The sequence below is a fragment of the Burkholderia sp. MSMB1498 genome, assembly GCF_001526245.1.
GTDB classification, from domain to species: domain Bacteria; phylum Pseudomonadota; class Gammaproteobacteria; order Burkholderiales; family Burkholderiaceae; genus Burkholderia; species Burkholderia savannae.
The window spans coordinates 93,607-119,061 of record NZ_LOYJ01000103.1 but is presented as its reverse complement, the minus strand read 5'-3'; the positions used below and the strand labels follow the sequence as shown (position 1 = coordinate 119,061).

Below are 25,455 nucleotides of genomic sequence, written 5' to 3'. Positions count from 1 at the left end.
TCAAATCGAAAATGATGGGCACCACTTTGATGTCGCTTCTCGCCCTCGTCTACGACGGTCGCCGTGAGGCGCTTACGTTTTACTACCTGCAGCACCATGCCTTCGGCGGCAAAGTTCAAGGGCAGACGTTCGGCACCGCTACGACCGCACCATCGGTCAACCTGCTACGGATCGAAGAGAGTCTGTCAGCCGCACATCTGCGGTTGGCCAGCGCACACGTCGAAAACCTGCCGTGGTACGAATGCATGGACCGGTATGATCGGCCGCACACGTTCTTCTATTGTGATCCGCCGTACTGGCAGACCGAGGGATATGGCGTTCCGTTCCCGTTCGAAGAATACGAACGGATGGCGGCTATGATGCGCGCCTGTAAAGGCAAGGTGATGGTGAGCATCAACGATCATCCCGACATTCGTCGAGCGTTCGATGGTTTTCCGATGCTCGGGCTGTCAATCAAGTACAGTTTGAACAACGCAACTGGCGGTGCTTCAAAGAGCCGCGAGCTTGTGATTACGAACTGGGAACCCGGAACGCTGACAGGCGGTTTGTTCTGACTCGATCGCGAGCGGCTGGACGGCAATCATTCGACGAGCTGGCGGGAAAGGTCGACGGCTTATTGGCAGGCGCTTTGCGTTCGCGCCCGCCGCCGAGCTATGCTTCACGCAAGCGTCGGCGTTGCCTCGACGTTGGCAGGCGCGATTTCGATTTGAATCGGGCGCTTTGGCCGATGCTCGTCGTTGAAGCAGCGTGATGTGCGCCGCTCGACCTTACGGTAATACTTGGCTTTCAATCGCTGCATGAGCGTTCGACTATCAGGCCTGTCAGTGATCGTCGTCGGCGCGCCGGTGTCTGCTACGAACTGCGGAGACGTGACATACATCCGTTGCCCGTGCTCCCAGTTGCGATCGAACGCGATATCAATCGCATGCGTAATTTTCGCTGTGTAGTCCAGCATGCGTTGCGCGGCGGTTCGCGTGATCATGTAGCACTGCAAGCCCACCGGGTTTTCCATCCACATCAATCTGGTCCCGCTCGGAAGACGCGCATACTCGGATTGCTGACGCTCGTTGATCCACATCAGCCGCACCATATCCCAATGCTGGCGAGCGTCGTAGAGTTCGAGCGTAGCGGCTTTGAACCCGTCGAGCAGCGTGATGTCGTCTTCCATGACGCACATTGCTTCCTTGCCGGATTGCACTAGTTGGAGCCACGCCGCACGATGGCTAAGGTAGCAACCGACCTCCCCGCGAGAGAGCTGCCAGCCATAGCGCCGCTGGCGACCGGCTGCGTCGTAACCCGGTATGGCTTCGACAGCTCCCTTCAGGTCAAATGCATCGAAGAACCGTGCATTAATGCCGTGATTGGCAAACTGCTCCACCATCTTGGTGCGCCGGTCTTGCGCACGGGTAAGCGAGATGCAGACATACGAGATACCCCGTTCCACTTCTTCCCTCGATTTTTTGGCATGCGCGACACGCGCATTACTTTGTTCTTACGGAAATGTTTCGAGAGTATAGCGGAACCTTGCGCCGACGCCTCGCCGGGCGGGCTGAGGTGAAGCTGCCAGCGTCCATTTTTCGGTGCAGTGGGCGGCAATCGGGACGTGCGTCCCTCGCACGGTGCCATGTGCATTCACCGTGACAAATCCGGCGCAAAAGCGGCAGATCAGGCAGTGACAAACATATCGCTAAACGGTGACAAATCGCGCGCGACGTTACATTCTTGCTTCGCAATTCACGGATTCCAACCAAGTCCGCGCCCGTTGACGGCAATGTCGAGTGCGCGAACCGGAAATGGAAAAAGGGGTGACGGCGATTAGCCGTCACCCCTTGATGTTGCTGGTCGGAGCGATAGGATTCGAACCTACGACCCTCTGATCCCAAATCAGATGCGCTACCAGGCTGCGCTACGCTCCGACGAATCGATGATTGTATCGCTCTTGTACAAATCGGGTCAATCTCCGCGTGCAATCGCTTACGCGCGCGCATAGACTGCGCAAGAATGACGGATGTCGCGACATCGCGCATGCCGCGCCGCGAAGCCGCGGCATGCGGCTTCCATCATCCTGGAGACGTCTCGTGATGAACCTCATTCTCTGGCGGCATGCCGAAGCCGAAGACTACGCGAGCACCGATCTCGCGCGCCAGTTGACCGCGCGCGGCCGCAAGGACGCGCAGGCCGTCGCGAAATGGCTGCGCGCGCGCATCGAGCGTCACGCGGTGGTACTCGCGAGTCCGGCCGCGCGCACCGTGCAGACGGCCGAGACGTTGACCGACCACTATCGGACCGCGGACGAACTCGCGCCCGGCTGCGACGTCGGCGACGTGCTCGCGGCGGCCGGTTGGCCGGACGGGATCGCGTCGACGGTCGTCGTCGTCGGCCATCAGCCGACGCTCGGCAGTGTCGCCGCGTATTTGCTCGCTGGTTCGGACGAAAGCTGGAGCCTCAAGAAGGGCGGTCTGCTGTGGTTTGTGAGCCGCGCCCGCGAGGGCAACGGGCAGACCGTGCTGCGTGCGGCCATTTCGGCCGATCTAGTCTGATTGGCCGCAATCAAACGCCATTTTCCGCTTTCTGCTAAAGTCAAATCGGCGACACGTCACCGAATGGACACCGTTTTGCCACGTAAGCGTCACGGCCGGTTACTACATTGGCGGGCATGTCGTCTCCTTCCTTACGACCAGGAATGCCTAATGCGAGAACTGCCGACGCCCACGCTTCCATTTGCCTCGCTATCTCTTGAGCAACCGCGCCGCCGTTTGCCACGCGCGTCCGAAACGGTCACCGCCGAATTCCGCCTGCGCGCCGCCTGGGCGCGCACCGAAGACGAACTGCGCGAAGCGCAGCGTCTGCGCCACAGTGTGTTCGCCGACGAAATGGGCGCGCACGTGAGCGGCCCGGCGGGCCTCGACGTCGATCCGTTCGATCCATACTGCGATCACCTGCTCGTGCGCGATCTCGACACGCTCAAGGTCGTCGGCACCTATCGCGTGCTGCCTCCGCATCAGGCCGCGCGTGTCGGCCGCCTGTACGCGGAGGGCGAGTTCGACCTGTCGCGTCTCACGCACCTGCGCTCTAAGATGGTCGAGGTCGGCCGCTCGTGCGTGCATCGAGACTATCGCAGCGGCGCCGTCATCATGGCGCTCTGGGGCGGCCTCGGCACCTACATGCTGCAAAACGGCTACGAGACGATGCTCGGCTGCGCGAGCGTGTCGATGGCCGACGGCGGCCACTACGCGGCGAATCTCTATCAGTCGCTCGGCGATGCGCTGACGGCGCCCGAGTACCGCGCGTTTCCGCACACGCCGCTGCCCGTCGACGATCTGCGGACGGGCGCGAAGGTCGCTCCGCCGCCGCTCATCAAGGGCTATCTGCGGCTCGGCGCGAAGATCTGCGGCGCGCCCGCGTGGGACCCGGATTTCAATTGCGCGGACTTCCTGACGCTGTTCCGCCTGTCGGACATCAACGCACGCTACGCGCGCCATTTCCTGAGCGATCCGCTGCCGCGGTGACGCCACCCGGCTCGATCCGAATCCGGGCGTGAACGACGGCACGGCGCATGCATCGCCGTGCCGTTGCTTTATCTGCGGTCGTTCGGCGAATCGAAACGGTGGGCGGTGTCGTGTCGCCGTGTTGCGGTCGAGGTCGACGTGCGACGTGTGATGCGGGATGCGAGATGCGGGATGCGCTGCGATCGCGCGCATTCCGGTGCGCAAACAGCGCCCCTCCTGCTCGCCGCGAGTGGGCATTCGTGGTGACTCCGAACAGGCGCCGCCCGCGCTAGACGCAAGCGCGCCGCGCACGTCGGCGCGCGGCGTCGCGTTCGTCGTGCATGAGACGGTGGAAGAGAAGTGGCGGAGCGTCAGTGCTTGCGCCGCCAGTCGAGCAGGTGATGCTCGGCCATCCAGTGATGGATCATGCCTTCGCCGTTGTGCGTACGCTTGTATTCGCGCGATTCGTACACCGACAAACTGACGAGCACCAGCAACCCGATACCTAGGCCAATCAGGCCCGCAATCGATTCGGCATCCATGGCAGCCCTCCTTTTAAACCGGCATAGCGCCACGTCTACATAGTAGGACATGCGGGCGCGGACGCGAAGGAGCGCGGGGTCGTCGTCGGGCGCCGATTTCCAGTAGACTCGCCGGGCGCCATCCGGCGGAAACCGGGGCGCAATCGTCCATTCGTTCCGAGGAAATTCATGACCCGTATCGTCATTGCCGCGCTCGTGGCGGCCATGCTTGCCGGTTGCGCGAGCGATCCGCGGCAGGGCCGCCGTGGCACGCCGCCGCAAGATCCGCCCGATTATCAGGGCGTGCCGACCGACATGACGCCGCCGTCGATGCTAGGCGAACCCGGTGCGAGCGGCGCGCCCGCTGCACCCGCGAAATAGCTTCGACGAACGCCTCGGTCAGCCGCGAACGGACTGTGCTCGGCACGCTCGCTCGCGGCGAAGCGGGCGATGGTATGGCGCTCATATCCGCGCCGCCGCCGTACGGCATGCTTCGCCCGGCGATGCATGCGCGCCGCCGGCAACACGACATTCATCGACATCCGGCGCGGTACGGCGCGGCCCGTCGCCGCAGCCGGCGCGAGGCGCGCGTTAGCTTGCGGCGCGCACCGCCGCCGATGGCGCGTCTGCCGCGACTGCTCGTTCGAGCCCGGGCAGGTGGCGCGCGAGCGTCGCGCCGCGCGCCGCCATGAACACGAGCAGCGCGGCCCAGAGCCCGTGATTGCCGAACGGGCCGACGAGCGCGAACGTCGCGGCGACGAACAGCGCGAACGATGCCGCCATCGCACGCATCAGCGCCCGCGTATGCGTCGCGCCGATGAACACGCCGTCGAGCATGAAACCCCAGACCGAGATCACGGGCGAGAGCGCAGCCCATGGGAGATAGCGCTCGGCGACGCTGCGAATCGACGATTGATCGGTGAGCTGCGCGACGATCCAACCGCCCGCGCCCCAGTAGACGAGCGCGAACGCGAGCGCGCCGATTCCCGCCCAGAAGAACGTCGCGCGCAGCGCCTGCCGGAATGTATCGCGGTTGCGCGCGCCCGCCGCCGCGCCGACGAGCGCTTCGGCCGCATGCGCGAAGCCGTCGAGCGCATATGCCATGAAGGTCTGGAAATTGAGGAGGAGCGCGTTCGCGGCGAGCGTCGCGTCGCCTTGCCGCGCGCCGAGATGCGCGAACCAGCCGAACGCCGACAGCAGGCACAGCGTACGGATGAAGATGTCGCGATTGAGCGCGACGAGGCGTGCAAGCGCCGCGCGATCGAAGAGCTCGGCGCGCCCGATCTTCGGCAGGCCGCGCGGGCTCAGCCAGCGAAGCAGCAGCGCGCTGAGCGCGAAGCCCGCGATGTCCGCCGTCGCGGTGGCGGCACCGATGCCCGCGACGCCCCAGTCGAAGTGATACACGTACAGCAGCACCGCGCCGATGTTGACGACGTTGACGAACACCTGGATCGCGAGCGCGAGACGCACGCGCTGCACGCCGAGCAGATAACCCAGCACGACGTAGTTCGCGAGCGCGAACGGGGCGGCCCAGATGCGCGCATGCGTGTAATCGAGCGCGGTCGCGCGCACCGCATCGCTGCCGCCCAGCGCGGCGAACGCGAGGCCGACGAGCGGCGTCCGCAGCGCGAGCACCGCTGCGCCGAGCGCGAATGCAAGCAGCAATGCGCGCATCACGTTGATGCGGATGCCGGCAAGATCGTTCGCGCCGAACGCCTGTGCGACGAGCCCCGTCGTTCCCATCCTCAGGAAGCCGAAGCCCCAGTACACGAAGTTGAAGAAGAGACCGCCGAGCGCGACGCCGCCGAGATATTGCGGGCCGCTCAGATGGCCGGCGACGGCGGTGTCGACCGCGCCGAGAATCGGCTGCGTGAGGTTCGCGGCGATGATCGGCAGCGCGAGACCGAGCACGCGGCGGTGCCAGTTCGCGGTGGAGCGCGGCTCGGGGTCTTCGTCCGAGTGCGCGGAAGCGGAGGAGGCGGACATCGCGGCGTTACGTGCGTTCCTGCACGCACACCCACGGCGACACGACCACCGCCCACAGCTCGGGATCGCGCGTCGCGTAATCCTGCGCGGTGCCGGCCTGCATCCGCTCGACATGGCCCGCGGACAGCCAGCGCGTGACCTGCTCCTTGTCGTCGCCGGCGATCGCCTCGGCCACGCTCACGAGGTCGAGATCGCGCGCGACCGACAGCAGCTTGCCTTGCGCGAAAAAGCGCTCGAGATCGCACCAATCGATCTTGGCGGTTTCGCCGAGAAGCTTCAGATAGAGCGGGCTGTGCTGCGAGTCGGAGGAAGGGGTGTTCGAAGACATGGAATGGGGTGACTGAACTACGGTGAGCGCCACTATAAACCATTCGCGCGGCCCGCGAGACTCGGCCGTTCGGACGAGTTTCGCGACGGACGGCGGCGTGGGAGGATGGCGCCGTACGCATGCAGGTCAAGGCGCTCGAGCTGCGTGCGCCGGCGCTGTCTCGCGGTTCTTTCGGTGCGGATTTTGCGGCGGTTTCGGCGCGCGGTGCTCGTCGCTCGCGCGCGGCGCGCCGCTCGACATACGGCGCCCATGCGGCGAGCGCGACGCGCGTCGCACACGTCACGCACGTCGCACACGTCACGTATCGCGCAGCGCGCGGCGGATGATCTTGCCCGTCGCGGTCATCGGCAAGCTGTCGACGAACGCAACTGCACGCGGATATTCATGGGCGGCGAGTCGCGTTTTCACATGCTCTTGCAACTCGCGCGCGAGCGCGTCGTTCGCTTGGTGGCCCGTGTTCAGCACGACGAACGCCTTGACGATCTCGGTGCGGGTCGCGTCCGGCACGCCGACGACGGCCGCCATCCGCACCGCCGGGTGCTTGAGCAGGCAATCCTCGATGGGAGCCGGGCCGATCCGGTAGCCGGCGCTCGTGATCACGTCGTCGTTGCGGCCGACGAAGCGGACGAAGCCGTCGGCATCGGCGAGCCCGACGTCGCCCGTCAGCAGATAGTCGCCGACGAATTTTTCGCGCGTCGCGTCGGGCTTGCGCCAGTAGCCGATGAACATCACCGGATCGGGCGCGCGAACGCCGATGTTGCCTTCGACGCCGGGCGGCAGCGCGTTGCCGGCATCGTCGACGATCGCGACGCGATGCCCGGGCACGGCCTTGCCGATCGTGCCCGTGCGCGGCTCGAAGAGCGTGCTGCACGACGACAGCACGACGTTGCATTCGGTCTGTCCGTAGAACTCGTTGATCGTCACGCCGAACGCGTCGCGGCCCCAAGCGACGAGTTCCGCGCCGAGCGATTCGCCGCCGCTCGCGACCGATTCGAGGGCGAGCGCGTAGCGTTCGCTAGGCTGCGCGACGGCGGCGCGCATCAGCTTCAATGCGGTCGGCGGCAGGAATGCGTGCGTGACGCCGTGCCGCGCGAGCAGCTCGAACGCGGCCGCGCCGTCGAACTTCTCGAAGCGGCGCGCGAGCACCGGCACGCCGTGATGCAGGGACGGCAGCAGCACGTCGAGGAGCCCGCCGATCCACGCCCAGTCGGCGGGCGTCCAGAACAGGCGCGCATGCGCGGGAAACAGGTTCTGCGACATCTCGACGCCCGGCAGATGGCCGAGCAGCGCCCGGTGCGCGTGCAGCGCGCCTTTCGGTTTGCCCGTCGTGCCGGACGTGTAGATGATGAGCGCCGGATCGTCGGCCGACGTGTCCGCGGGCGCGAACTTGTCCGACTCGGCCGCGAGCGCCGCATCGAATGCGAGCACGCCGGGCTCGGCGAGATCGGGCGCGCCGTCGATGCAGTAGATCGTCGCGAGCGACGGCAGCGACGCGTGCAGCGGTGCGATCTTCTCGTAGCCCGCGCGATCGGTGACGAGCGCGGCCGCGCCGCTGTCGCCGAGGCGGTATTCGAGCGCGTCCGCGCCGAACAGCGTGAAGAGCGGCACCGCGATCGCGCCGAGCTTGTACGCGGCCAGGTGGGCGATCGCGGTTTCCGGGCCTTGCGCGAGCAGGATGCCGATCCGGTCGCCGCGCTTCACGCCCGCGCGCGCAAAGCTGTTCGCGAGCCGATTAGAGCCGCTCCTCAGGTCGTCGAACGTGTAGCGCGCGACGCCGCCGTCCGCATGCTCGTGAATCAGCGCGACGCGGCCGCTGCCGTCGGCCCACTTGTCGCAAGCGTCGACGCCGATGTTGTAGCGCGCTGGAATGCGCCATGCGAAGCGGTCGACGAGCTCGGCGTAACTGGCGGCATGGGGCAGCATCGGGCGTCTCCGGTCGTTTTTTCGTGTGCCGTTTCGACGCACAGTACACCGAATCGCCGGGCCTACGCTCGCTCGTTAGGGTCGATCCTAGAAAGCACGGTCATGCGCAAACTACAAATGCTGCGTATGATCGTTTCACCAACGATAGATACGACCATGGACCTGTTTCTGATAGCTACGGGGCTCAGCGTGATAGGGATCGGCGCGCTGGTGGCGTTCGCGCGCCACGTCGATCCGGTGTCCGGCCGTCTGCACGGCCGGCTGCGCAAACGCTGATCGTTCTCTTGATCCGATCGCCCGGCTCACGCCGGAATGCGCACGACGCGCTGCGCCGTGCGCGAAGCGTCGCGCCGTGTCAGCGCGACGGCAGGTAGCGTGACGGATCGATCGAGCGGCCGCCGTAGCGCAGCTCGAAGTGCAGCGAGACGCGGTCGTTGTCGGTATCGCCCATCTCCGCGATTTTCTGCCCTTGCGCAACCGTTTGGCCTTCCTTCACGAGCAGCGCGCGGTTGTGCGCGTACGTCGTCAGGAAATCGGCGTTGTGCTTGACGATCAGCAGGTTGCCGTAGCCGCGCAGGCCGTTGCCTGCATAGACGACCGTGCCGGCCGCCGCCGCGACGATGGGCGTGCCCGCCGTGTTCGCGATGTCGACGCCCTTGGACTTCGAGCCGTCGAACGAGCGAATCACGTTGCCGGCGGCGGGCCACACGAGCGAGATGTTCGACGCGGGCTTCACGGACGGAGCCGACGACGTGGCGGGCGACGACGGCGCCGGGCGGCTCGGGCTGCGCGACGCGCTCGTCGCGCCCGACGACGATGCGGCGCCGGGCGGCGGCGCGACGCGCAGCACCTGGCCGACTTCGATGGCGTCGGGATTGGTGATCTGGTTCCAGCGAACGATGTTCGCGACCGGCTGGCGGTTCGCGCGCGCGATCTTGGAGAGCGTGTCGCCGCGCTCGACCCGGTAGAAGCCGGGGCCGACGGGCGCCGAGCCGCAGGCGGCGAGCAGTGCGGCAAGCGATGCGACGACGAGCCGTCTCGTTGTTTTCAGCAACATTGAACCTCGCAGGGCACCGCCGCGACGGCGCGGCGGTGGGTACAAAAACGTCTGATTTTAACGGGTTCGGCGGCGAGCCCGCCGTTTCGGGGCGGCAGGGCGGCGAAAGCGGGTGCTCGGAAGGCGCTCGGAAGGCGCGAGCGGGGGCCGAGCGGGGGCCCGAGCGGGGGCCCGAGCGGGCCGGCGCGGCAGCCGCTTGGAGCGGGCTGCCGCGCGATGTCGGGCGGGGTATGGCGGGGTGTGCGCGACCGAAACCGTTACGCGAGCGGCGTCACGCGAATGCGCAGCGCAGCGGTTTCGGTCGCGCCCGGCGCGACGTGGCGCAGGCCGAGGCCGTTGTGAATCGCGTCCGGCAGCCCGAGCCACGGCTCGACGCAGTAGAAATCCGATCCGGGCGCCTCGGTCCACGTCGTCACCGCATACCACGGCGCCGAGCCCGGGCGGTTCAGGTCGATCTCGACCGCATGCCCGCGGCCGGCCATCAGCACGCGCACCGGCTCGGCGGGGACGCCGCCCAGGCAGTGGAAGCGATCGAGAATGCTCGCGTCGTCGAGCGTGTAGCGGGGCAGGCCCGCCTCGGGCGCGCCGATCGAGCCGTCGTCCAGTTGGCGGCGGCGTTGCGTCGGCGGCAGCTCGAGCACGGTCGACGCGCGCTCGGCGTGCGGCAGCGCGAAATAGAAATGATGGCCGGCATAGTGCGGCAGCGGCGCGTCGCCGAGATTGGTCGTGGTCAGCTCGACGTCGAGCGTGCGCTCGTCGACGAGCCGGTAGCGTGCGGCGAAGCGGAATTCGAACGGGAAGCCGGCGCGCGTGCGATCGCTGCTTTCGAGCGTCAGCGTGACGCCTTGGCCGTCGGCGTCCGTTTGCGCGTCGAACGGCAGATCGCGCGCGAAGCCGTGCATCGGCAGTTCACGGACGACGCCCGCGCCGTCGCGCCAGAAGCCGATTCGTCCGTCGACCCGGTGACGGCCGAGAAACGGGAACAACAGCGGATTGCCGCCGCGGATCTTCGCCGGATTGGACCAGTCTGCGGCTTGCGGCCAGAAGACGATGCTCGCGCCGCCGATACTCCATGACAGCAGCCGACCGCCCGCTTGGGGCGCGACGCGCGCGAGCGACGCGCCGGCGGTGAGTTCGAGGATGTCCTGGTTCTGAAAAGAAGGCATGATGGCAGCCGTCGGCGTTCTCTGGGGTAGGGCCGCCAAGGATAGCGGAATCGCCGCGGGCCGGGGCGGCGCGTCGGTGCGGCAGATGACGGCGGCTACGGGAAAGCGCGCATGCGGGAAACCGAGAATGTCAAAAATGGCAAGCTGTAAGGACAATGACGCGGACCGGTCATTTTTTTAGCGCCGGATCTGTATCTAACAAGGAGCGAACATGGATCTGGCAACTGCGATGGCCCTTACGCTGTTCGGCATGTTCACCGGCAGCACCGTGCTGTTCTTCTACAAGGTCGGCCGCTGATTCGCCGCCTGTCGTCCGGGAAGCATTGTCGCGACGCGCGGCAACTCGCTTTCGCTCAAGCTTTCAATTGAATTAAAGATGTATCTGGCTGTTAGCCAGATGCCCGATTCGCGCCAAACGCCTTGGCGCGGTCACGCTCGCTCGGCATAATCGGGGCGCGGTTTTTCGGGCGGCGCGGCGATCCGCATGACGCCGTTTCCGTCTGTTCTCCTCGCTTAACCCTCTCCGACAAAAGGACCGACGCGTGAGCCTCTGGTTTCTGGTATTTCTGAGCGTCCTGCAGGGCGTCACCGAACTCTTTCCCGTCAGCAGTCTGGGGCATACGCTCCTCGTCCCCGCGCTTTTCGGCATGCACATCGACAAGCATGCGCCGCAATTGCTGCCGTTCCTCGTCGCGCTGCACCTCGGCACCGCGTTCGCGCTGCTGTGGTACTTCCGCGAGCGCTGGATCGCGCTGATCGCCGGCTTCTTCGCGTCGCTGAACGGGCGCAAGAACGACGAGGGCCATTTGATGTGGGCGCTCATCATCGGCACCATTCCGGCGGGGCTCGTCGGGCTGCTGCTCGAAAAACGCATCGAGCGGGTGTTCCACGACTTGCGCATCGTCGCGATCGCGCTGATCGTCAACGGCATCCTGCTGTGGCTCGGCGATCGCATCCAGCGCGCGCGCGCGCATCAACCGCCCGAAAAGCTGACGTTCAAGCAGGCGTTTTTCGTCGGTCTCGCGCAGGTCGGCGCGCTGATCCCGGGCTTCTCGCGCAGCGGCCTGACGATGATCGCCGGCAACGCGGCGGGGCTCACGGCGGAGAAGGCGGCGGAATTCTCGTTCCTGCTCGGCACGCCGATCATCTTCGCGGCGGGGCTGCTCGAACTGCCGAAGCTCTTTCATGCGCCCGATCAACTCACCGACGCGCTGCTGGGCGGCGTGCTGACCGCGATTGCCGCGTATCTGAGCGTGCGTTTCCTGATGCGCTACTTCGAAGGGCGCGGGCGGCTCGCGTCGTTCGGCTTGTACTGCGTGCTCGCGGGCCTGCTCTGCCTCGGCTGGTTCATGTTCCACACGCAGCCGGTTTGATGCGCGATTGGCGTTTTCGATCGCTTCCACGAAGCGATCGGGTATAATTGCCGGCTCGGTTTTTGCCGGGATCGTTGCGGGATTTTTTTTGCAGTTGCCGGCGGCGTCCGGCAGCCTCCCGCAGCGTCAAATGCGCGGCGCTTGCCGCCATCTTCCTCCTCCGCGACCGCCCTTAGCTCAGTCGGATAGAGCAACGGCCTTCTAAGCCGTAGGTCACACGTTCGAATCGTGTAGGGCGGGCCAGAATTCTTCGGTTATTCAACTGCTTACAATCTCGCCTTAACCACGTGGTTAAGATTGGATACATGTCTGATGCATTCTCATTGTGGCGAGATCCTACCTTCCGGCTCGCGCTTCGCTTAGACTGCCGGGCCAAAATTTGATGAAGATTCGGCGCGTCCTGTGCGTTGACTGCCCGCGCGGTATCATTCACGGCAGCATCGGTCAGTTCTCGAAGAAAAGATAGCCGTGAGCGATCAACACTTCTACAGCGACATCAGATTTTGGCAATTCGCGGTGGCGTTCATCGCCTTATTGCTTACACAACTGCCTCCAGTTCGACTTTGGTTTAAGCGCGCTAAGCTCGATGTCGAGTGCTTCGACAGAATTGTTCTGGACGAGGAAGTTGGCTCGCCGTATGCGCAGTGGCGTCTTTCGATCACTAACACTGGGGGAAGAGAGATCCGAATTCAGAAGATCACTCTTGCAGTGGCACGCGGGCAAGAGCGAAGAGAACTTGTGGCACGCGGGTATTTCGAGAAATTGTCCGACCAGAAGCCCACGCTGTTCACGCCGTTTCGCCTCCAGCCACGCGAGGAATGGGGGCATGGCGTGAATTTCGTCCGAATCGCGACGCGAGAAGCAAAGCAGGCGTTCAGTAGGGCCGCTAAGGCGATGAAAGACAACATCTTGACTAAGCGCGTCGGCCTCCCGAAAGACCATCCAGACATAGAGGCGGACCTGCCGCTGGTACAACCGCTGCTTGCACTGTTCGATGCGGACTTCTTCTGGATGGCGGGTGAGTACGAAGTCACTCTCCGCATTGGGACGAACGTCCCCAAAGCTGATTTAAGCCGGTCGTTCAGGTTTACTCTCTTTGAGTCGGACAGCGACCAACTGCGGGCACACCGCGATCAATTCAAGTTCGGTAACGGGGTGTATTACCGCCTCCCGCCGGTCGAGCCACATTTCGCTGAGGTTCATTCGTGTCGCGGCGCGCATCTTCCAGCATGCACAGGTGCCGTTCGAGCTCGCCGCTTGTCTGCGGGGAATGCCGGATGAATGCAGGAACGTGCATTCGATGCGACTAGACATACGGCCTATTGGCCTTCCAATTTGATGTTCCACAGGACTTCGTCGATTGCCGTACCTTGGTTTTCGCAGATAAGAAGAGCATTGTTCAAGAGCTTTTCCGCCTCTCGAAGGCTCGCAGAACGTGCAGGCCGGGATCGGCACCGCGCGTGCCAACGGGGGCGAGAAGTCAAGCGGAAACATGAAGGCCAGCGCGATATGCTGATGCCTCCGTCCGCCCCAAACCACCAAAGCGCCGCCCCGTCCGCCGCAAATCCAAGATAGTCATGGAAAGCTGTATAAACATACAGTATAGTACTCATCGCGATTGAGCCGCGCCGGCGTCCGCATCGTGGCGCGGGCGCCGCGCCTGCGAGCGTCCCGCAGCCTTCCGGCGCAGCGAATCCCTGGCTAACACATTCAGACGGGCAGACAAATTGTCATCCAGCAATCTGATCCGCATTCGCGGAGCACGTCAGCACAATCTCAAGAATCTCGATCTCGATCTGCGCACCGGCGAAATGACGGTCGTCACCGGCCCGTCGGGCTCGGGCAAATCGAGTCTCGTGTTCGATACCCTTTACGCGGAAGGCCAGCGGCGCTACGTCGAGACGTTCAGCGCGTACGCGCGGCAGTTTCTCGACCGGATGGACCGGCCGCAGGTGGACCGCGTCGACGGCGTGCCGCCCGCGATCGCGATCGACCAGACCAATCCGGTGCGCAGTTCGCGCTCGACCGTCGGCACGATGACCGAGCTCAACGACCACCTGAAGCTCTTGTACGCACGCGCGGCGGAACTGTTCGACCGCATGACCGCGCAGCCGGTGCGGCACGACTCGCCGGAGACGATCTACGCGGAGCTCTTCGCGCGCACGGCGGATCACGATCCGCGGCTCGCGGTCACGTTTCCGGTCGAGCTGCCGGAAACCGCGACCGATGAGGAAGTCGAGCAGTGGCTGTCGGCGAGCGGCTATACGCGGGTGCAGGCGCGACGCGAAGTGGCGTCGCCCACCGGGCCGCGCAAGGTGCTCGACGTGGTGGCCGACCGCTTCCGTCTGCATCAGGTCGACAAGGTGCGCGCGGTCGAGGCGATCGAGGCGTCGTTGAAGCGCGGCGGCGGGCGGGTGAATGTCTACGTGCTCGCGCAGGCGCCGGAAAACCCGGGCGACGCAACAGAAGAGCCCCAGGTGTGGCGTTTCTCCACCGGGCTGCATCACCCGGACAGCGATCTGCGCTATGCGGACCCGCAGCCCGCGCTGTTCTCGTTCAACTCGGCGTACGGCGCGTGCGAAACCTGCCGCGGCTTCGGCCGCGTGATCGGCGTCGATCTCGGCCTCGTGATTCCCGACGCGCGCAAGACGCTGCGCGGCGGCGCGATCAAGCCGATGCAGACGCCTGCATGGAAGGAATGCCAGGACGACCTGATGCGCTATGCGGCGAAGGCCGACATCCGGCGCGACGTGCCGTGGGCCGAACTGTCGGACGCCGAGCGCGACTGGGTCATCAACGGCTCGCCGGACTGGAACGGCAAGTGGCAGAGCCAGTGGTACGGCGTGAAGCGCTTCTTCGGCTATCTCGAATCGAAAGCGTACAAGATGCATATCCGCGTGCTGCTGTCGAAATACCGCAGCTACACGCCGTGCGAGGTGTGCGGCGGCGCGCGCCTGAAGACGGAGTCGCTGTTGTGGCGGCTCGGCACGAAAGCGAACGCCGATGAGGCGCTCGCGCCGGCCGGCCGCTTCATGCCGCGCGGCGTCGACTGGAGCCGCGCGCAGCTCGAAGCGCTGCCGGGCCTGACGGTGCACGACCTGATGCTGTTGCCGATCGAGCGCATCCGCCGCTTCTTCGACGACATCGGCCTGCCGAGCGCGCTGCTCGACGACGCGCTGAAGCTGCTGCTCGCCGAGGTGCGCACGCGGCTGAAATATCTGTGCGACGTCGGGCTGGGCTACCTGACGCTCGACCGGCAGAGCCGCACGCTGTCGGGCGGCGAGGTGCAGCGGATCAACCTGACGACGGCGCTCGGCACCTCGCTCACGAAGACGCTGTTCGTGCTCGACGAGCCGAGCATCGGCCTGCATCCGCGCGACCTGAACCGGATCGTCGAGGCGATGCAGCGCCTGCGCGACGCGGGCAATACGCTGGTCGTCGTCGAGCACGATCCGTCGGTGATGCTCGCGGCCGACCGGCTGATCGACATGGGGCCCGGCCCGGGCGAGCGCGGCGGCACGATCGTCTACGACGGCACGCCCGGCGACATCCGCTCGGCCCGCACGCTGACGGGCGAGTATCTCGGCGGCCGCAAGCATGTCGCGCATGCGTCGCACTGGTCGCGCCGGCCGGTGGACGCGCACACGCCGCGCATCGTGCTCGAGGGCGCGAGCGAGCACAATCTGCGCGACGTCACGGTCGAGATTCCGTTGCAGCGGCTCGTCTGCGTGACGGGCGTGTCGGGTTCCGGCAAATCGACGCTGCTGCAGGACGTGCTCTACCCGGCGATGGCGCGGCATCTGGGCCGCGCGACCGAGTCGCCGGGCGCGTACCGCCGCCTCACGGGCGCGGAGCAGGTGGGCGACGTCGTGTTCGTCGATCAATCCCCGATCGGCAAGACCACACGCTCGAACCCGGCGAGCTACGTCGGCGCGTTCGACGAGATCCGCAAGCTGTTCGCGAAGGCGCCGCTTGCGCTGCAGCGCGGCTACGGCGCGGGCACATTCAGCTTCAACTCGGGCGACGGCCGCTGCCCGACGTGCGGCGGCTCCGGCTTCGAGCACATCGAGATGCAGTTCCTGAGCGACGTCTATCTGCGCTGCCCGGACTGCGACGGGCAGCGCTACCGCGCCGAGATCCTCGAAGTGCGGATCGAGCGCGACGGCCGCGCGCTCAGCATTGCCGACGTGCTGGACCTGACCGTCAGCGAAGCCGCGGCGTTCTTCGCCGCCGACGCCGAGGTGCTGCGCGTGCTGCAGCCGATCGTCGACGTCGGGCTCGAATACGTGAAGCTCGGCCAGCCGGTACCGACGCTGTCGGGCGGCGAGGCGCAGCGCTTGAAGCTCGCGGGCTTTCTCGCCGAATCGGCGAAGGCCGCCGGCGGGCGCCGTGTCGTCACGCGCGAGGCGCGCGTCGCGCAAGCGCGGCTGTTCATGTTCGACGAGCCGACCACGGGGCTGCACTTCGACGACATCGCGAAGCTGATGCAGGCGTTCGGCAAGCTGCTCGCAAGCGGCCATTCGCTGATCGTGATCGAGCACAATCTCGACGTGATCCGCGCGGCCGACTGGCTGATCGACCTCGGCCCGGAAGGCGGCGACGGCGGCGGCTTCGTGCTGTGCGCGGGCGCGCCGGACGACGTGAAGGCCTGCGCCGGATCGCATACCGGCGCGGCGCTCACGCACTACGAGCGCGCAATGGATGCCGAAGCGCGGCTCGCCGACGAGGGCGTGCCGCTGCAGGCTGCGTTGAATGCGGCGCGTGCGCGGCGCGCGGTCGAGGGAGAGGACGTCGTGCGGATCGTCAACGCGCGCGAGCACAACCTGAAGGCGCTCGACGTCGACATTCCGCACGGCAAGTTCAACGTGATCACCGGCGTGTCCGGTTCGGGCAAGTCGACGCTCGCGTTCGACATCCTCTTTCACGAGGGCCAGCGCCGCTACCTCGAATCGCTGAACGCGTACGCGCGCTCGATCGTGCAGCCGGCGGGGCGCCCCGAAGTCGATGCGGTGTACGGCATTCCGCCGACGGTTGCGATCGAGCAGCGGCTGTCGCGCGGCGGCCGCAAGAGCACGGTCGCGACGACGTCCGAAGTGTGGCACTTCCTGCGGCTGCTGTACGTGAAGCTCGGCCTTCAGCATTGCATTCACGACGGCACGCCGGTCAGCTCGCAAACCGTCGAATCGATCGCCGCGCAGTTGCTGCGCGATCACCGCGGCGAGCATGTCGGGCTGCTCGCGCCGCTCGTCGTCAACCGCAAGGGCGTGTACACGGATCTCGCGAAGTGGGCGAAGGCGCGCGGCAACACGCATCTGCGCGTGGACGGCGAGTTCGTGAAGGTGGACCCGTGGCCGAAGCTCGATCGCTTCCGCGAGCATACGATCGAGCTGCCGGTGGCCGATCTCGTCGTGTCGCCGGACCGCGAGGCCGAGTTGCGGCAGCGCCTCGCCGAGACGCTCGAGCTCGGCAAGGGCGTGATGCATCTGCTCGCGCCGCTCGACGGCCTGCATCATGCGATGGCCAACGATCATTCGACCGCGCGGATCGGCGAGATCAAGGTGCTGTCGGTCAAGCGCGCGTGCCCGGTGTGCGGCACGAGCTACCCGGAGCTGGACCCGCGGATGTTCTCGTACAACAGCAAGCACGGCTGGTGCACGACCTGCGTGGGCACCGGCGTCGCGCTCACGCGCGAGCAGCGCGCGGCCTACGACGACACGGTGTTCGCCGAAGACGGCCGCGGCCGCGAGCAGACGCTGCCGTCCGACGAGCAGGAACCGGAAGGCGTCGGCGACGAGCCGTGCGCGGATTGCGGCGGCACGCGACTGAATCCGTCCGCGCGCGCGGTGATGTTCGACGGCCATCCGATCGTCGATGTCGCGCAATGGACGGTGTCGGATACGCGCCGCTGGATCGACGGCCTGCAACTCGGCGGGCGCGACGCGCAGATCGCGCGCGACGTCGTCAGCGAGATCGGCAGCCGTCTCGCGTTTCTCGAGGAAGTCGGGCTCGGCTACCTGAGCCTCGATCGCGCCGCGCCGAGCCTGTCGGGCGGCGAGGCGCAACGCATCCGGCTCGCGGCGCAGCTGGGCAGCAACCTGCAAGGCGTCTGCTACGTGCTCGACGAGCCGACGATCGGCCTGCATCCGCGCGACAACCAGATCCTGCTGAACGCGCTGCGCAAGCTCGGCGACAAGGGCAATACGCTCGTCGTCGTCGAGCATGACGAAGACACGATCCGCCGCGCCGATCACATCATCGATGTCGGCCCGGGCGCCGGCAAGCGCGGCGGCACGCTGGTCGCGCAGGGCGGGGTCGCGGACCTGTCCGCGCAGGCCGATTCGTTGACGGGGCGCTTCCTCGCGCATCCGATCGTGCATCCGCTGCAGCCGCGCCGCGGCGTGAGCCCGCCGGGCGCGAAGAACGGCGCGGCGGTGCCCGAGAACTGGCTGACGGTGCATCGCGGCAAGCTGCATAACCTGCGCGACGTCACGGTCGGCATTCCGCTCGCGCGGCTCGTCGCGGTGACGGGCGTGAGCGGCTCGGGCAAGTCGACGCTCGCGCGCGATGTGCTGATGACGAACCTGCTCGATGCGGTGGGCCGCTCGGTGCTGTCGTCGCCGGCCACGCGCCGCGCGCGCAAGGCCGCGCAGCAGGGCGCGGAAAAGGGTGCGGAAAAGGGCGGTTCGCTGGCGGCGCAGGCGGCGAAGCGCCGCGCGAGCGTGCTCGCGCGCAGCGCGCCGCGGCCGTCGTTCGACGTCATGCACGCGTGGCAGGGCTGCGAGGCGATCAGCGGCTGGGAACATATCGACCGCGTGCTCGAAGTGGACCAGACGCCGATCGGCAAGACGCCGCGCTCGTGCCCGGCGACCTACATCGGCGTGTGGGACACGATCCGCAAGCTGTTCGCGGATACGCTCGAGGCGCGCGCCCGCGGCTACACGGCGTCGCGTTTCTCGTTCAATACCGGCGAAGGGCGTTGCCCGGCATGCGAAGGGCAAGGCGTGCGCACGATCGGCATGAGCTTCCTGCCCGACGTGAAGGTGCCGTGCGATGTGTGCCACGGGCAGCGCTTCAATCCGGAGACGCTCGCGGTCACGTGGCGCGGCAGGAACATCGGCGATGTGCTGACGATGGAGATCGACGAGGCGGTGGAGTTCTTCGCGCCGATATCGAACATCGCGCATCCGCTGCAACTGATGAAGGACGTCGGCCTCGGCTACCTGACGCTCGGCCAGCCGTCGCCGACCTTGTCCGGCGGCGAGGCGCAGCGCATCAAGCTCGTCACCGAACTGAGCAAGGTGCGCGACGACATCACGCGGCGCGGCCAGAAGGCGCCGCATACGCTCTATGTGCTCGATGAGCCGACCGTGGGCCTGCACATGGCGGACGTCGCGAAGCTGATCCGCGTGCTGCACCGGCTCGTGGACGCGGGGCACAGCGTCGTCGTGATCGAGCACGACCTCGATGTGATCGCGGAGGCGGACTGGATCATCGACCTCGGCCCGGAGGGCGGCGTGGGCGGCGGCGCGATCGTGGCGGCGGCGCATCCGGAAGGGCTCGTGCAGGTGAGCGCGAGTCATACGGGGCGCGCGCTCGAACCCGTGCTGGCGCGCGGCGGCTCGGATCGGGGCGAGCCGGTGCGAAGCGGGGAGGCGGGCGCCGGTTGATCGGCGCGCTGCCGATGAACGCCCCCGGCGCCGCGTGGGAAGCCGAGGCTTCACGGCAGGCCCGAGGCGTTCATGCACGCGCGGCGCGATCGCGCATCGTCGGCTTGCCGGTGCGCGTGCGGCCGCGGTTCGAGCGACGGGGCGCCGGTATCCGCCGCGCGCCCGCGTGCGAGGCATCCAAATGCGGCGCGGCAGGGGCGTGACGGAGCGGCCGTTGCGCATGCGTGCACGGACGGGACGCAACTTCGCCGTATCCGGCGCGCTCGCCATCCGGCGAGCAAAGACCAGAGCATTCGACCTGCGCCGAACTAGTCCGAACTGATCAGAATCGAGCCGACCGAGCCGACCGAGCCGACCGGGCCGACCGGGCCAACCGAACCAACCGAGCCAACCGAGCCAACCGAACGAACCGAACGAACCGAGTCAACAGAACCGGGCCAACCGAATCGGTCCGATTCGAACCGATTCGAACTAACCGGCCGCTCCCCCGCGCCGCGCAACCCGCCCGGCCTTCTCTCCCGGCATCGCAGGCAGCCCCGCCGGCGGCAATCCCGGCGGCGCGCCCGTATCCGCGAGGCTGAACATCGGCATCGCGCCGGGACACCGGAACGTCTTCAGCACGTCGCTCGTCAGCGGGTTGGCGACGCTGCCCGCGCTCGCGATGTCGAGCACGGCGCGGCGGCCGTCGAAGTCGAGCGCGACGCGCGTGCGCCCGGGCGTCGCCGTTTCGCTCACGTGCCCCTTCTGCAGCAGGCGCAGCAGCGCCCATGGCCCGTCCGTCGACACCGTCGACGTATCGGGCCGGATGCGCGGGCTCGCCGTGATTTCCGCGTGGACGCCACCGCGCGGCCCCGGCCAGCTCACCGTGATCGGGGAAACGGGCCCGTGCTGGTAGAGCGACGTCTGTCCGTCGACGTCGATCGCGAGGCTCGTGATCGTCGGGTCCAGCTCGGGAATCCGGATGTCGGCCTTCCACGCCATCTGCTTGTGGCCCGAGCCGCCGAAGAAGATGTCGCGGATCGCCTTCGCATGCTGGAACGGCTCGAGGTCGGGGCCCTGCACCGGTTCGGTCGCGCCGGGCAGCGTCTTGTAGCGCCACGGCTTCGTCGACGTGTCGACGAACGGCGCGAGCGCGTTCGTGAAGAAGTCGTCGATCACGCCGCCCTGCGCGAAGACCCGCGTGAAATCGTCGATGCCGACGTCGCGCCGGCTGTCCGAGGCGAACGGGTAGTTGCCCGCGATCGCGAGCCGGCACGCGTCGCCGAGCTTCGCCTCCAGCTGTCGCGACAGCAACTGGCCGATGCCGCGATTCACTTCACGCGAGCCCTGCACCGACAGATCGATCAGCACCGCGCGAAACGGCGCGGGCATCGTGTCCGCGGTCATCTTCAGCTTCGCCGCCGCGTCGCTCGCGGGCGGCATGCCGTTGCTGGTGAGCGCGTCGTCCGCGACGGTGAGCGCGGTGTAGTAGTCGTTCAGCAGGCTCGTCACGGCGTCGAGCCCGGTCTTGCCCGCTTGCGCGGCGGACGGGGGCGGGGCCGTGCGCGTGTCCGCGCCGCCCGTCACCACTTCGCGCAGCGCCGCGAAATGGTTGTCGACGAGTTCGCGCTCGACGCGCTCCTCGGCGCGTATGCCGAGCGCCTGGTCCGCTTTCCGGCTCAGCTCGTCGGAGGCCTTTTGCAGGAACGAACGGTCCGCCGCGGCGACGGGGCCGGCGAGGGTCGTCTCGTTCACCGCCGCGCGCGCGAGGCGGGCGAGCGGCGAATCCGGCGCCGCGAGGCTGCGCAGCACGAGCCGGTTGAAGCCGAGGCTCGTGCCCGTCACCGTGCGGATGTCGCCGAGAAAGTCATCCCATTGCTGCGCGTACTCGATCAGGTATTGCCGGCGAATCGCCTCCGTCAGCGGATCGTCGGCTCCCGTCGCGGCGTTCACGATCGCAGCCGTTTTTTTTTGAGCGCCGCCCAGATAGGCGCGGCCCATCACCCACGCGTCGTCTTCGCGCGCGGCCTGCACGAATTCGGGCAGCCGCTTGTCGAACAGGCGCCGGTATCCGTCGAACGTGAAGAGGCCCGGCACGCCGCGCGAAAGCGGCGCGCCGCTCGCGCGCGTGAAGACGGTGCCCGCTTGCGGGCCGACGGCCCGGATCAGCGTGAATTCGTCCGGCGCGTCTTTCTCCATGGCGGCCTTCGCGCGCTCGTAGAGCCGCGCGGTCGCATTGCTGCCGTCGAGAAACTCTCGCGCCTGGCGGATCAGCGCGTCGTTGCGGATCAGCGGCGATTGCACGACGCGCTCGCCGGAAAAAAGCTGCTCGACGTGCGCGATCATCGACGCGCGGCCGCCGAAGATCGCCGCGCTGTCGGTCTTCGCCCAGTCGTCGAGCACCCACGCCTCGATCCGCGCGGCGTCGAACTTCGTCTTGTCGTACAGCATCAGGTAGACGCGCAGCGCGTCGTAGGCGGCTCTCGCGTCCCGGCGGGCGATCGCGTCGGAAAGCACCGTTTCGATCCGCTTCACGATCTGCGGCAGCAGCAGGTTGTCCGCGAGCGCGTCGTAGGTGCGACGGCTTTCGGCGACGATGCCGGGCGGCGCGTACAGGCCGAAGCGCCAGGCGCTGTCCGGCTCCGACAGGTCGAGGCCCGGGTACGTGGGCAAATCGCGCGCTTCGCTCAGCGTGTCGGGCACGGCCTCGGGCTTGGGCTCCCTGTACGACTGGCCGACCCGCGACGCGAGCGCGGCCGTCTTGCGCCCGATCGCGTCGAGGTAATCGCCGTTGTTGCCCGCGCTGACGCGCAGGCCGATTGCCGCCCACGCGAACAGCAGCAGCGCGAGCGCGTGGCCGACGATGCACAGCGTTCGCGAGCGGTATTCCCACCGCAGATTCGGCTGCACCAGATGCGCATCCGGGAACACGACCTTCGTCAGCAGATCATGGAGGAAGAAGCTCCGGTTGCCCTCGTGCCGGGGCGCGCACGCGATCGGCGCCGGCGCGCGCCCGATCGCGGCCGCGAGACGCTGCATCACGGTGCGCGCTTGCGCCGGCGCCTCGCTGCCCGTCTGGGCGGCGCTCGTGAAATACACGCCGCGCAGCGTCGAATGGTATTGCGTGTCGTCGTAGCGGGAATCGACGAACACGCGGTCGATCAGCTCGCCGAGCGAGCGCGTCATCACGAGGAATTCCTCGGCAAGGGCGGACAGCTTGCGACGCCTGAGCGCGTCGTGCTCCTCCTGCAGGCGCGCGTTCGTGCCCGCCGCGAGCCGCGCGGCCAGCGCGTCGAGCTCCTCGGCGCAGCGCGCGCGGATGCCGTCTTGCGCGACGGTCTCCTTGTCGTACGCGAGCGTGAAGCCCCATGCCTGCGCACGGCCCTCGGTGGTCAGCGAGCTGAAGTATTCGCTGAAGCCCGGCAGCCGGTCCATCTTCGTGACGAGCAGATAGACGGGAAAGCGGATGCCGAGCTCGGTGCGCAGATCGGCGAGCCGTGCGCGCAGCGCGGCGGCTTCGGCGTGGCGCGCGGTCTCGTCGGCGCTCGTCAGGGCGGCCACGTCGACGGCGAGCAGCGCGCCGTTGATCGGCGCGCGGGGGCGGTGCTTGCGCAGCATGCGCAGGAAGCCGAGCCACTCGGCCGCGTCGACGGTCTGCCGCCATGCGCTTTGCGGTCCGTCGTCCGGGGCGGCGCTTGTCGCGCTCGTCGCGCTCGTCGCGCTCGTCGCGCTCGCCGGGGCCGCGGCGGCCGCGCGGGCCTGGCCGGCGGCCGGGCCGTCCGCGCGGCGCGCGTCGGCCCGCGCCGCGGATTCGCCTGCGTCCGGGCGCCCGGACCGCGCGGCGACGAACGGCCGGGGCAACGCATGCAGCGACGTGCCGTGGCGCGTGTAATGGCCGGCCGTGTCGATCAGCACCGCGTCGTTGGTCAGCCACCAGTCGACGGACCCGTCGCGGCCCGAGACCATGCCCGCGGCCCGCTGCATCTGCGCGGCCACCGGGAACGTGAGGCCGGCGTTCAGGAGCGCGCTCGTCTTGCCCGACGCGCCCGAGCCGAGCGTGATGTACCACGGCAGTTCGTACAGGTAGCGCTTGCCCTGGAACAGGCGCCCGAGCCCGCGGGCGCCGGTGCGCATCGCCTTCAGGCGCGCGAGCGCGCCGGCGACGGCCGCGCCGACCCTGGCCAGTTGGCCGGCCGCGGGCGATTCGTGCCGCTTGCCGCCGACATCGAGCAGGCTTTGGAGAAAATCCGGGTCCGCTCGCATCCTCTGCAGCAGCCGGAACGCGAGATGGATCAGAAACACCGCGAGCACGGCCGCGATCGCGATCGCGCGGACCGAGGGCGGCGCGAAGGGCGTCGCGTGTCCGAACGCGAGCAGCGGCGACGCATGCCAGATCAGCAGGCAGAGCAGCGCCACGAACGCGGCGCTCGTCGAGCGGCCCGCGAGCCATAGCAGCGCGCCCGCAAGCAGCAGCGCGATCGCGGCGATCCGCATGCCCGCGCCCGCGAGCGGCTCGAGGCCGCCGAACGCGACGAACGGGCCGACGAACCAGATCAGCAGCGCGACGAGCAGCAACGCGACGAAGGCCAGGAACTGGCGCGACACCAGAAAGGACAGGAACTTGTTCATGTCGGCATCCGAATGGCCGGGGAGTTAGTGCGCGACCGTGATTTCGACGCGGCGGTTCAGCGCGCGGCCTTGCACGGTCTGGTTGTCGCCGATCGGGTTCGCGTCGCCTCGGCCGGCCGATTCCAGGCGGCTCGCCGGCACGCCGCCCGCCTGGAGCAGCTGCATGACCTGCGTCGCGCGCGCCTCGGACAGCGCTTCGTTCGATGCGAACTGTCGGCTCTTGATCGGCGCGTCGTCGGCGTAGCCGATCACCGTCACCTTGCCCGGCACCTTCGCGATCTCGGTCGCGATCTTCGCGATCAGCGCGCCCATCGCCGCATTCACGGCCGCGCCGCCCGGCGCGAACATCGCGTCGCTTCGGAACGTCACGGAGCTGCGGCGGGCGTCTTCGTCGACGCGGACCGTTCCCGCGGCGATCTCGCTCGCGAGCAGCACCTTGAGGCGCAGCTCGGCGCGCGCGGCCGGCGGCGTCATGCGGCCGATGGCGGCGATCTGCATCTGCACGTCGGCGCCGCGGCTCGACAGCGCGTATTTGAAATAGCCGAACAGGCCGAGCAGGATCAGCGACAGCACGGCGGCCGTGATCCGCACCGGGAAATCGTAGAACGACAGGCGCTTGCCGTTCGCATCGGCTTGCCAGTGCGGCGAAAGGGCGACGGACACGGGGCCGCGTTGCGAGGCGATCTCGTTGTGGAGCCGCTGGCGCACGGTCTCGTGCTTGCGCTGGCCGTCGGCTTCGTAGCGGTAGCGGCCTTCGAAGCCGAGGCTCAGGACCCGGTACACGACTTCGAGCAGATCGAGGTGCTCCTGCGGCGAGCTCATCAGCCGGCCGATCAGCAGATACACCTTGTCGCCGCCTTGCCGGTCTTCGTGAAACGACGTGGCGAGCCCTTCGCTGATCCAGGTGCCGAAGTTGCCGTCGCCGGAGCGGGCCCACGTCGTCTGCATCGCGGCTTCGTCGAGCGCCGTGCACAGGCAATAGCGCGCGCCGAGCATGTGGTCGCGCCGGATGTTCGCCTGCTCGCAAAGCCGCTGGAACTGGCGCACTTCCTGCTCGAGCAGCAGGCGCAGCTGCTGGGCGCCTTCGCGCTCGAGCCTGTCCGGCATGTCCGACAACGCCCGCAGCAGCGGGCGCGCCGCTTCGAGCAGCGGATTCGCGGCGGCCTTGACCGCCGCGAGGCGGGCGGCGGGCGATTCCGCGGCCGGAGGCATCGCGGGGGACGGCGCGCGCGCGTGCTCGGCGAACGCCGTCACGGCGGGATCGGTCGGTGGCGGACCGGGCGGGTCCGGACGTTGGACGGCTTCTGAGCTCACGGGCGTTCTCCCGGTTCGTTCGAT

General features: G+C 67.5%; 15 protein-coding genes, 2 tRNA genes and 2 pseudogenes. 9 read left to right on the top strand and 10 right to left on the bottom strand.

Annotated features, from left to right (window positions below):
* A pseudogene (locus tag WS91_RS23705) lies at nt 1–554 on the top strand (hypothetical protein); the annotation flags it as partial.
* Between the two features lie 104 nt (nt 555–658).
* Here WS91_RS23705 and WS91_RS23700 read toward each other — a convergent pair.
* Together WS91_RS23700 and WS91_RS23695 are read right to left on the bottom strand one after the other, a co-directional pair.
* A complete protein-coding gene (locus WS91_RS23700; protein ID WP_059580443.1) occupies nt 659–1,444 on the bottom strand; it encodes a glycosyltransferase family 25 protein in 786 nt (261 codons plus the stop codon).
* A 395-nt stretch (nt 1,445–1,839) separates the two neighbouring features.
* Nucleotides 1,840–1,916, bottom strand: a tRNA-Pro gene (locus tag WS91_RS23695).
* 165 nt (nt 1,917–2,081) lie between these two features.
* On the opposite strand from WS91_RS23695, the gene sixA reads away from it, so the two are divergent.
* Together sixA and WS91_RS23685 are read left to right on the top strand one after the other, a co-directional pair.
* On the top strand, nt 2,082–2,540 hold the full coding sequence (gene sixA / locus WS91_RS23690; RefSeq protein WP_038749814.1) for a phosphohistidine phosphatase SixA: 459 nt from the start codon (nt 2,082–2,084) through the stop codon (nt 2,538–2,540).
* Nucleotides 2,541–2,690: 150 nt separating this feature from the next.
* Nucleotides 2,691–3,509 carry a GNAT family N-acetyltransferase gene (locus WS91_RS23685; RefSeq protein ID WP_038749817.1) on the top strand — a complete coding sequence of 273 codons (819 nt, stop codon included), beginning with the start codon at nt 2,691–2,693 and terminating at the stop codon, nt 3,507–3,509.
* 350 nt (nt 3,510–3,859) lie between these two features.
* On the opposite strand, the gene WS91_RS34355 is transcribed toward WS91_RS23685, so the two are convergent.
* Nucleotides 3,860–4,030: a hypothetical protein gene (locus WS91_RS34355; protein ID WP_038749819.1), complete on the bottom strand. Its 171-nt coding sequence runs from the start codon at nt 4,028–4,030 to the stop codon at nt 3,860–3,862.
* Between the two features lie 168 nt (nt 4,031–4,198).
* On the opposite strand from WS91_RS34355, the gene WS91_RS23680 reads away from it, so the two are divergent.
* Complete coding sequence (locus WS91_RS23680; protein WP_038749822.1) at nt 4,199–4,390, top strand: hypothetical protein; 192 nt, start codon at nt 4,199–4,201, stop codon at nt 4,388–4,390.
* A gap of 210 nt (nt 4,391–4,600) precedes the next feature.
* Here WS91_RS23680 and WS91_RS23675 read toward each other — a convergent pair whose 3' ends face one another.
* The 3 genes from WS91_RS23675 to WS91_RS23660 all read right to left on the bottom strand — a co-directional run bounded on the left by WS91_RS23675 (nt 4,601) and on the right by WS91_RS23660 (nt 8,246).
* Nucleotides 4,601–5,995 carry an MATE family efflux transporter gene (locus WS91_RS23675; protein ID WP_059580446.1) on the bottom strand — a complete coding sequence of 465 codons (1,395 nt, stop codon included), beginning with the start codon at nt 5,993–5,995 and terminating at the stop codon, nt 4,601–4,603.
* 7 nt (nt 5,996–6,002) lie between these two features.
* The gene (locus WS91_RS23670; RefSeq protein ID WP_038749828.1) at nt 6,003–6,323 is read right to left on the bottom strand and encodes a DUF2288 domain-containing protein; all 321 of its coding nucleotides are present in this window, start codon (nt 6,321–6,323) and stop codon (nt 6,003–6,005) included.
* A gap of 297 nt (nt 6,324–6,620) precedes the next feature.
* Complete coding sequence (locus WS91_RS23660; protein ID WP_059671155.1) at nt 6,621–8,246, bottom strand: acyl-CoA synthetase; 1,626 nt, start codon at nt 8,244–8,246, stop codon at nt 6,621–6,623.
* On the opposite strand from WS91_RS23660, the pseudogene WS91_RS37570 reads away from it, so the two are divergent.
* Nucleotides 8,235–8,336, top strand: a pseudogene (locus WS91_RS37570) (heavy metal-associated domain protein); the annotation flags it as partial. The gene WS91_RS23660 and the pseudogene WS91_RS37570 sit on opposite strands and share 12 nt — an antisense overlap.
* Nucleotides 8,337–8,601: 265 nt before the next feature.
* Here WS91_RS37570 and WS91_RS23655 read toward each other — a convergent pair.
* Nucleotides 8,602–9,303, bottom strand: a complete 702-nt coding sequence (locus tag WS91_RS23655; RefSeq protein ID WP_038749837.1) for a peptidoglycan DD-metalloendopeptidase family protein — start codon at nt 9,301–9,303, stop codon at nt 8,602–8,604.
* A gap of 257 nt (nt 9,304–9,560) precedes the next feature.
* Nucleotides 9,561–10,469 (bottom strand): aldose epimerase family protein, encoded by a 909-nt coding sequence (locus tag WS91_RS23650; RefSeq protein WP_038749839.1) that lies wholly within the window; start codon nt 10,467–10,469, stop codon nt 9,561–9,563.
* A 542-nt stretch (nt 10,470–11,011) separates the two neighbouring features.
* Here WS91_RS23650 and WS91_RS23645 point away from each other — a divergent pair.
* The 4 genes from WS91_RS23645 to uvrA all read left to right on the top strand — a co-directional run bounded on the left by WS91_RS23645 (nt 11,012) and on the right by uvrA (nt 19,509).
* The gene (locus WS91_RS23645) at nt 11,012–11,842 is read left to right on the top strand and encodes an undecaprenyl-diphosphate phosphatase (RefSeq protein WP_059671154.1); all 831 of its coding nucleotides are present in this window, start codon (nt 11,012–11,014) and stop codon (nt 11,840–11,842) included.
* A 166-nt stretch (nt 11,843–12,008) separates the two neighbouring features.
* Nucleotides 12,009–12,085, top strand: a tRNA-Arg gene (locus tag WS91_RS23640).
* Nucleotides 12,086–12,310: 225 nt separating this feature from the next.
* A complete protein-coding gene (locus WS91_RS23635; RefSeq protein ID WP_059671153.1) occupies nt 12,311–13,123 on the top strand; it encodes a hypothetical protein in 813 nt (270 codons plus the stop codon).
* Between the two features lie 446 nt (nt 13,124–13,569).
* The gene (uvrA, locus tag WS91_RS23630) at nt 13,570–19,509 is read left to right on the top strand and encodes an excinuclease ABC subunit UvrA (RefSeq protein WP_059671152.1); all 5,940 of its coding nucleotides are present in this window, start codon (nt 13,570–13,572) and stop codon (nt 19,507–19,509) included.
* 471 nt (nt 19,510–19,980) lie between these two features.
* On the opposite strand, the gene tssM is transcribed toward uvrA, so the two are convergent.
* Nucleotides 19,981–24,117 (bottom strand): type VI secretion system membrane subunit TssM, encoded by a 4,137-nt coding sequence (tssM, locus tag WS91_RS23625; RefSeq protein ID WP_059671151.1) that lies wholly within the window; start codon nt 24,115–24,117, stop codon nt 19,981–19,983.
* A 24-nt stretch (nt 24,118–24,141) separates the two neighbouring features.
* Nucleotides 24,142–25,431, bottom strand: coding sequence for a type VI secretion system protein TssL, long form (tssL, locus tag WS91_RS23620; RefSeq protein ID WP_082758303.1), 1,290 nt, complete (start codon nt 25,429–25,431; stop codon nt 24,142–24,144).
* Between the last annotated feature and the right edge of the window lie 24 nt (nt 25,432–25,455).

Excerpts from the sequence above, each read along its gene's own strand:
- sixA (WP_038749814.1), top strand. The coding sequence starts at position 2,082 with ATGAACCTCATTCTCTGGCGGCATGCCGAAGCCGAAGACTACGCGAGC.
- WS91_RS23685 (WP_038749817.1), top strand. The coding sequence starts at position 2,691 with ATGCGAGAACTGCCGACGCCCACGCTTCCATTTGCCTCGCTATCTCTT.
- WS91_RS34355 (WP_038749819.1), bottom strand. The coding sequence starts at position 4,030 with ATGGATGCCGAATCGATTGCGGGCCTGATTGGCCTAGGTATCGGGTTG.
- WS91_RS23680 (WP_038749822.1), top strand. The coding sequence starts at position 4,199 with ATGACCCGTATCGTCATTGCCGCGCTCGTGGCGGCCATGCTTGCCGGT.
- WS91_RS23675 (WP_059580446.1), bottom strand. The coding sequence starts at position 5,995 with ATGTCCGCCTCCTCCGCTTCCGCGCACTCGGACGAAGACCCCGAGCCG.
- WS91_RS23670 (WP_038749828.1), bottom strand. The coding sequence starts at position 6,323 with ATGTCTTCGAACACCCCTTCCTCCGACTCGCAGCACAGCCCGCTCTAT.
- WS91_RS23660 (WP_059671155.1), bottom strand. The coding sequence starts at position 8,246 with ATGCTGCCCCATGCCGCCAGTTACGCCGAGCTCGTCGACCGCTTCGCA.
- WS91_RS23655 (WP_038749837.1), bottom strand. The coding sequence starts at position 9,303 with ATGTTGCTGAAAACAACGAGACGGCTCGTCGTCGCATCGCTTGCCGCA.
- WS91_RS23650 (WP_038749839.1), bottom strand. The coding sequence starts at position 10,469 with ATGCCTTCTTTTCAGAACCAGGACATCCTCGAACTCACCGCCGGCGCG.
- tssM (WP_059671151.1), bottom strand. The coding sequence starts at position 24,117 with ATGAACAAGTTCCTGTCCTTTCTGGTGTCGCGCCAGTTCCTGGCCTTC.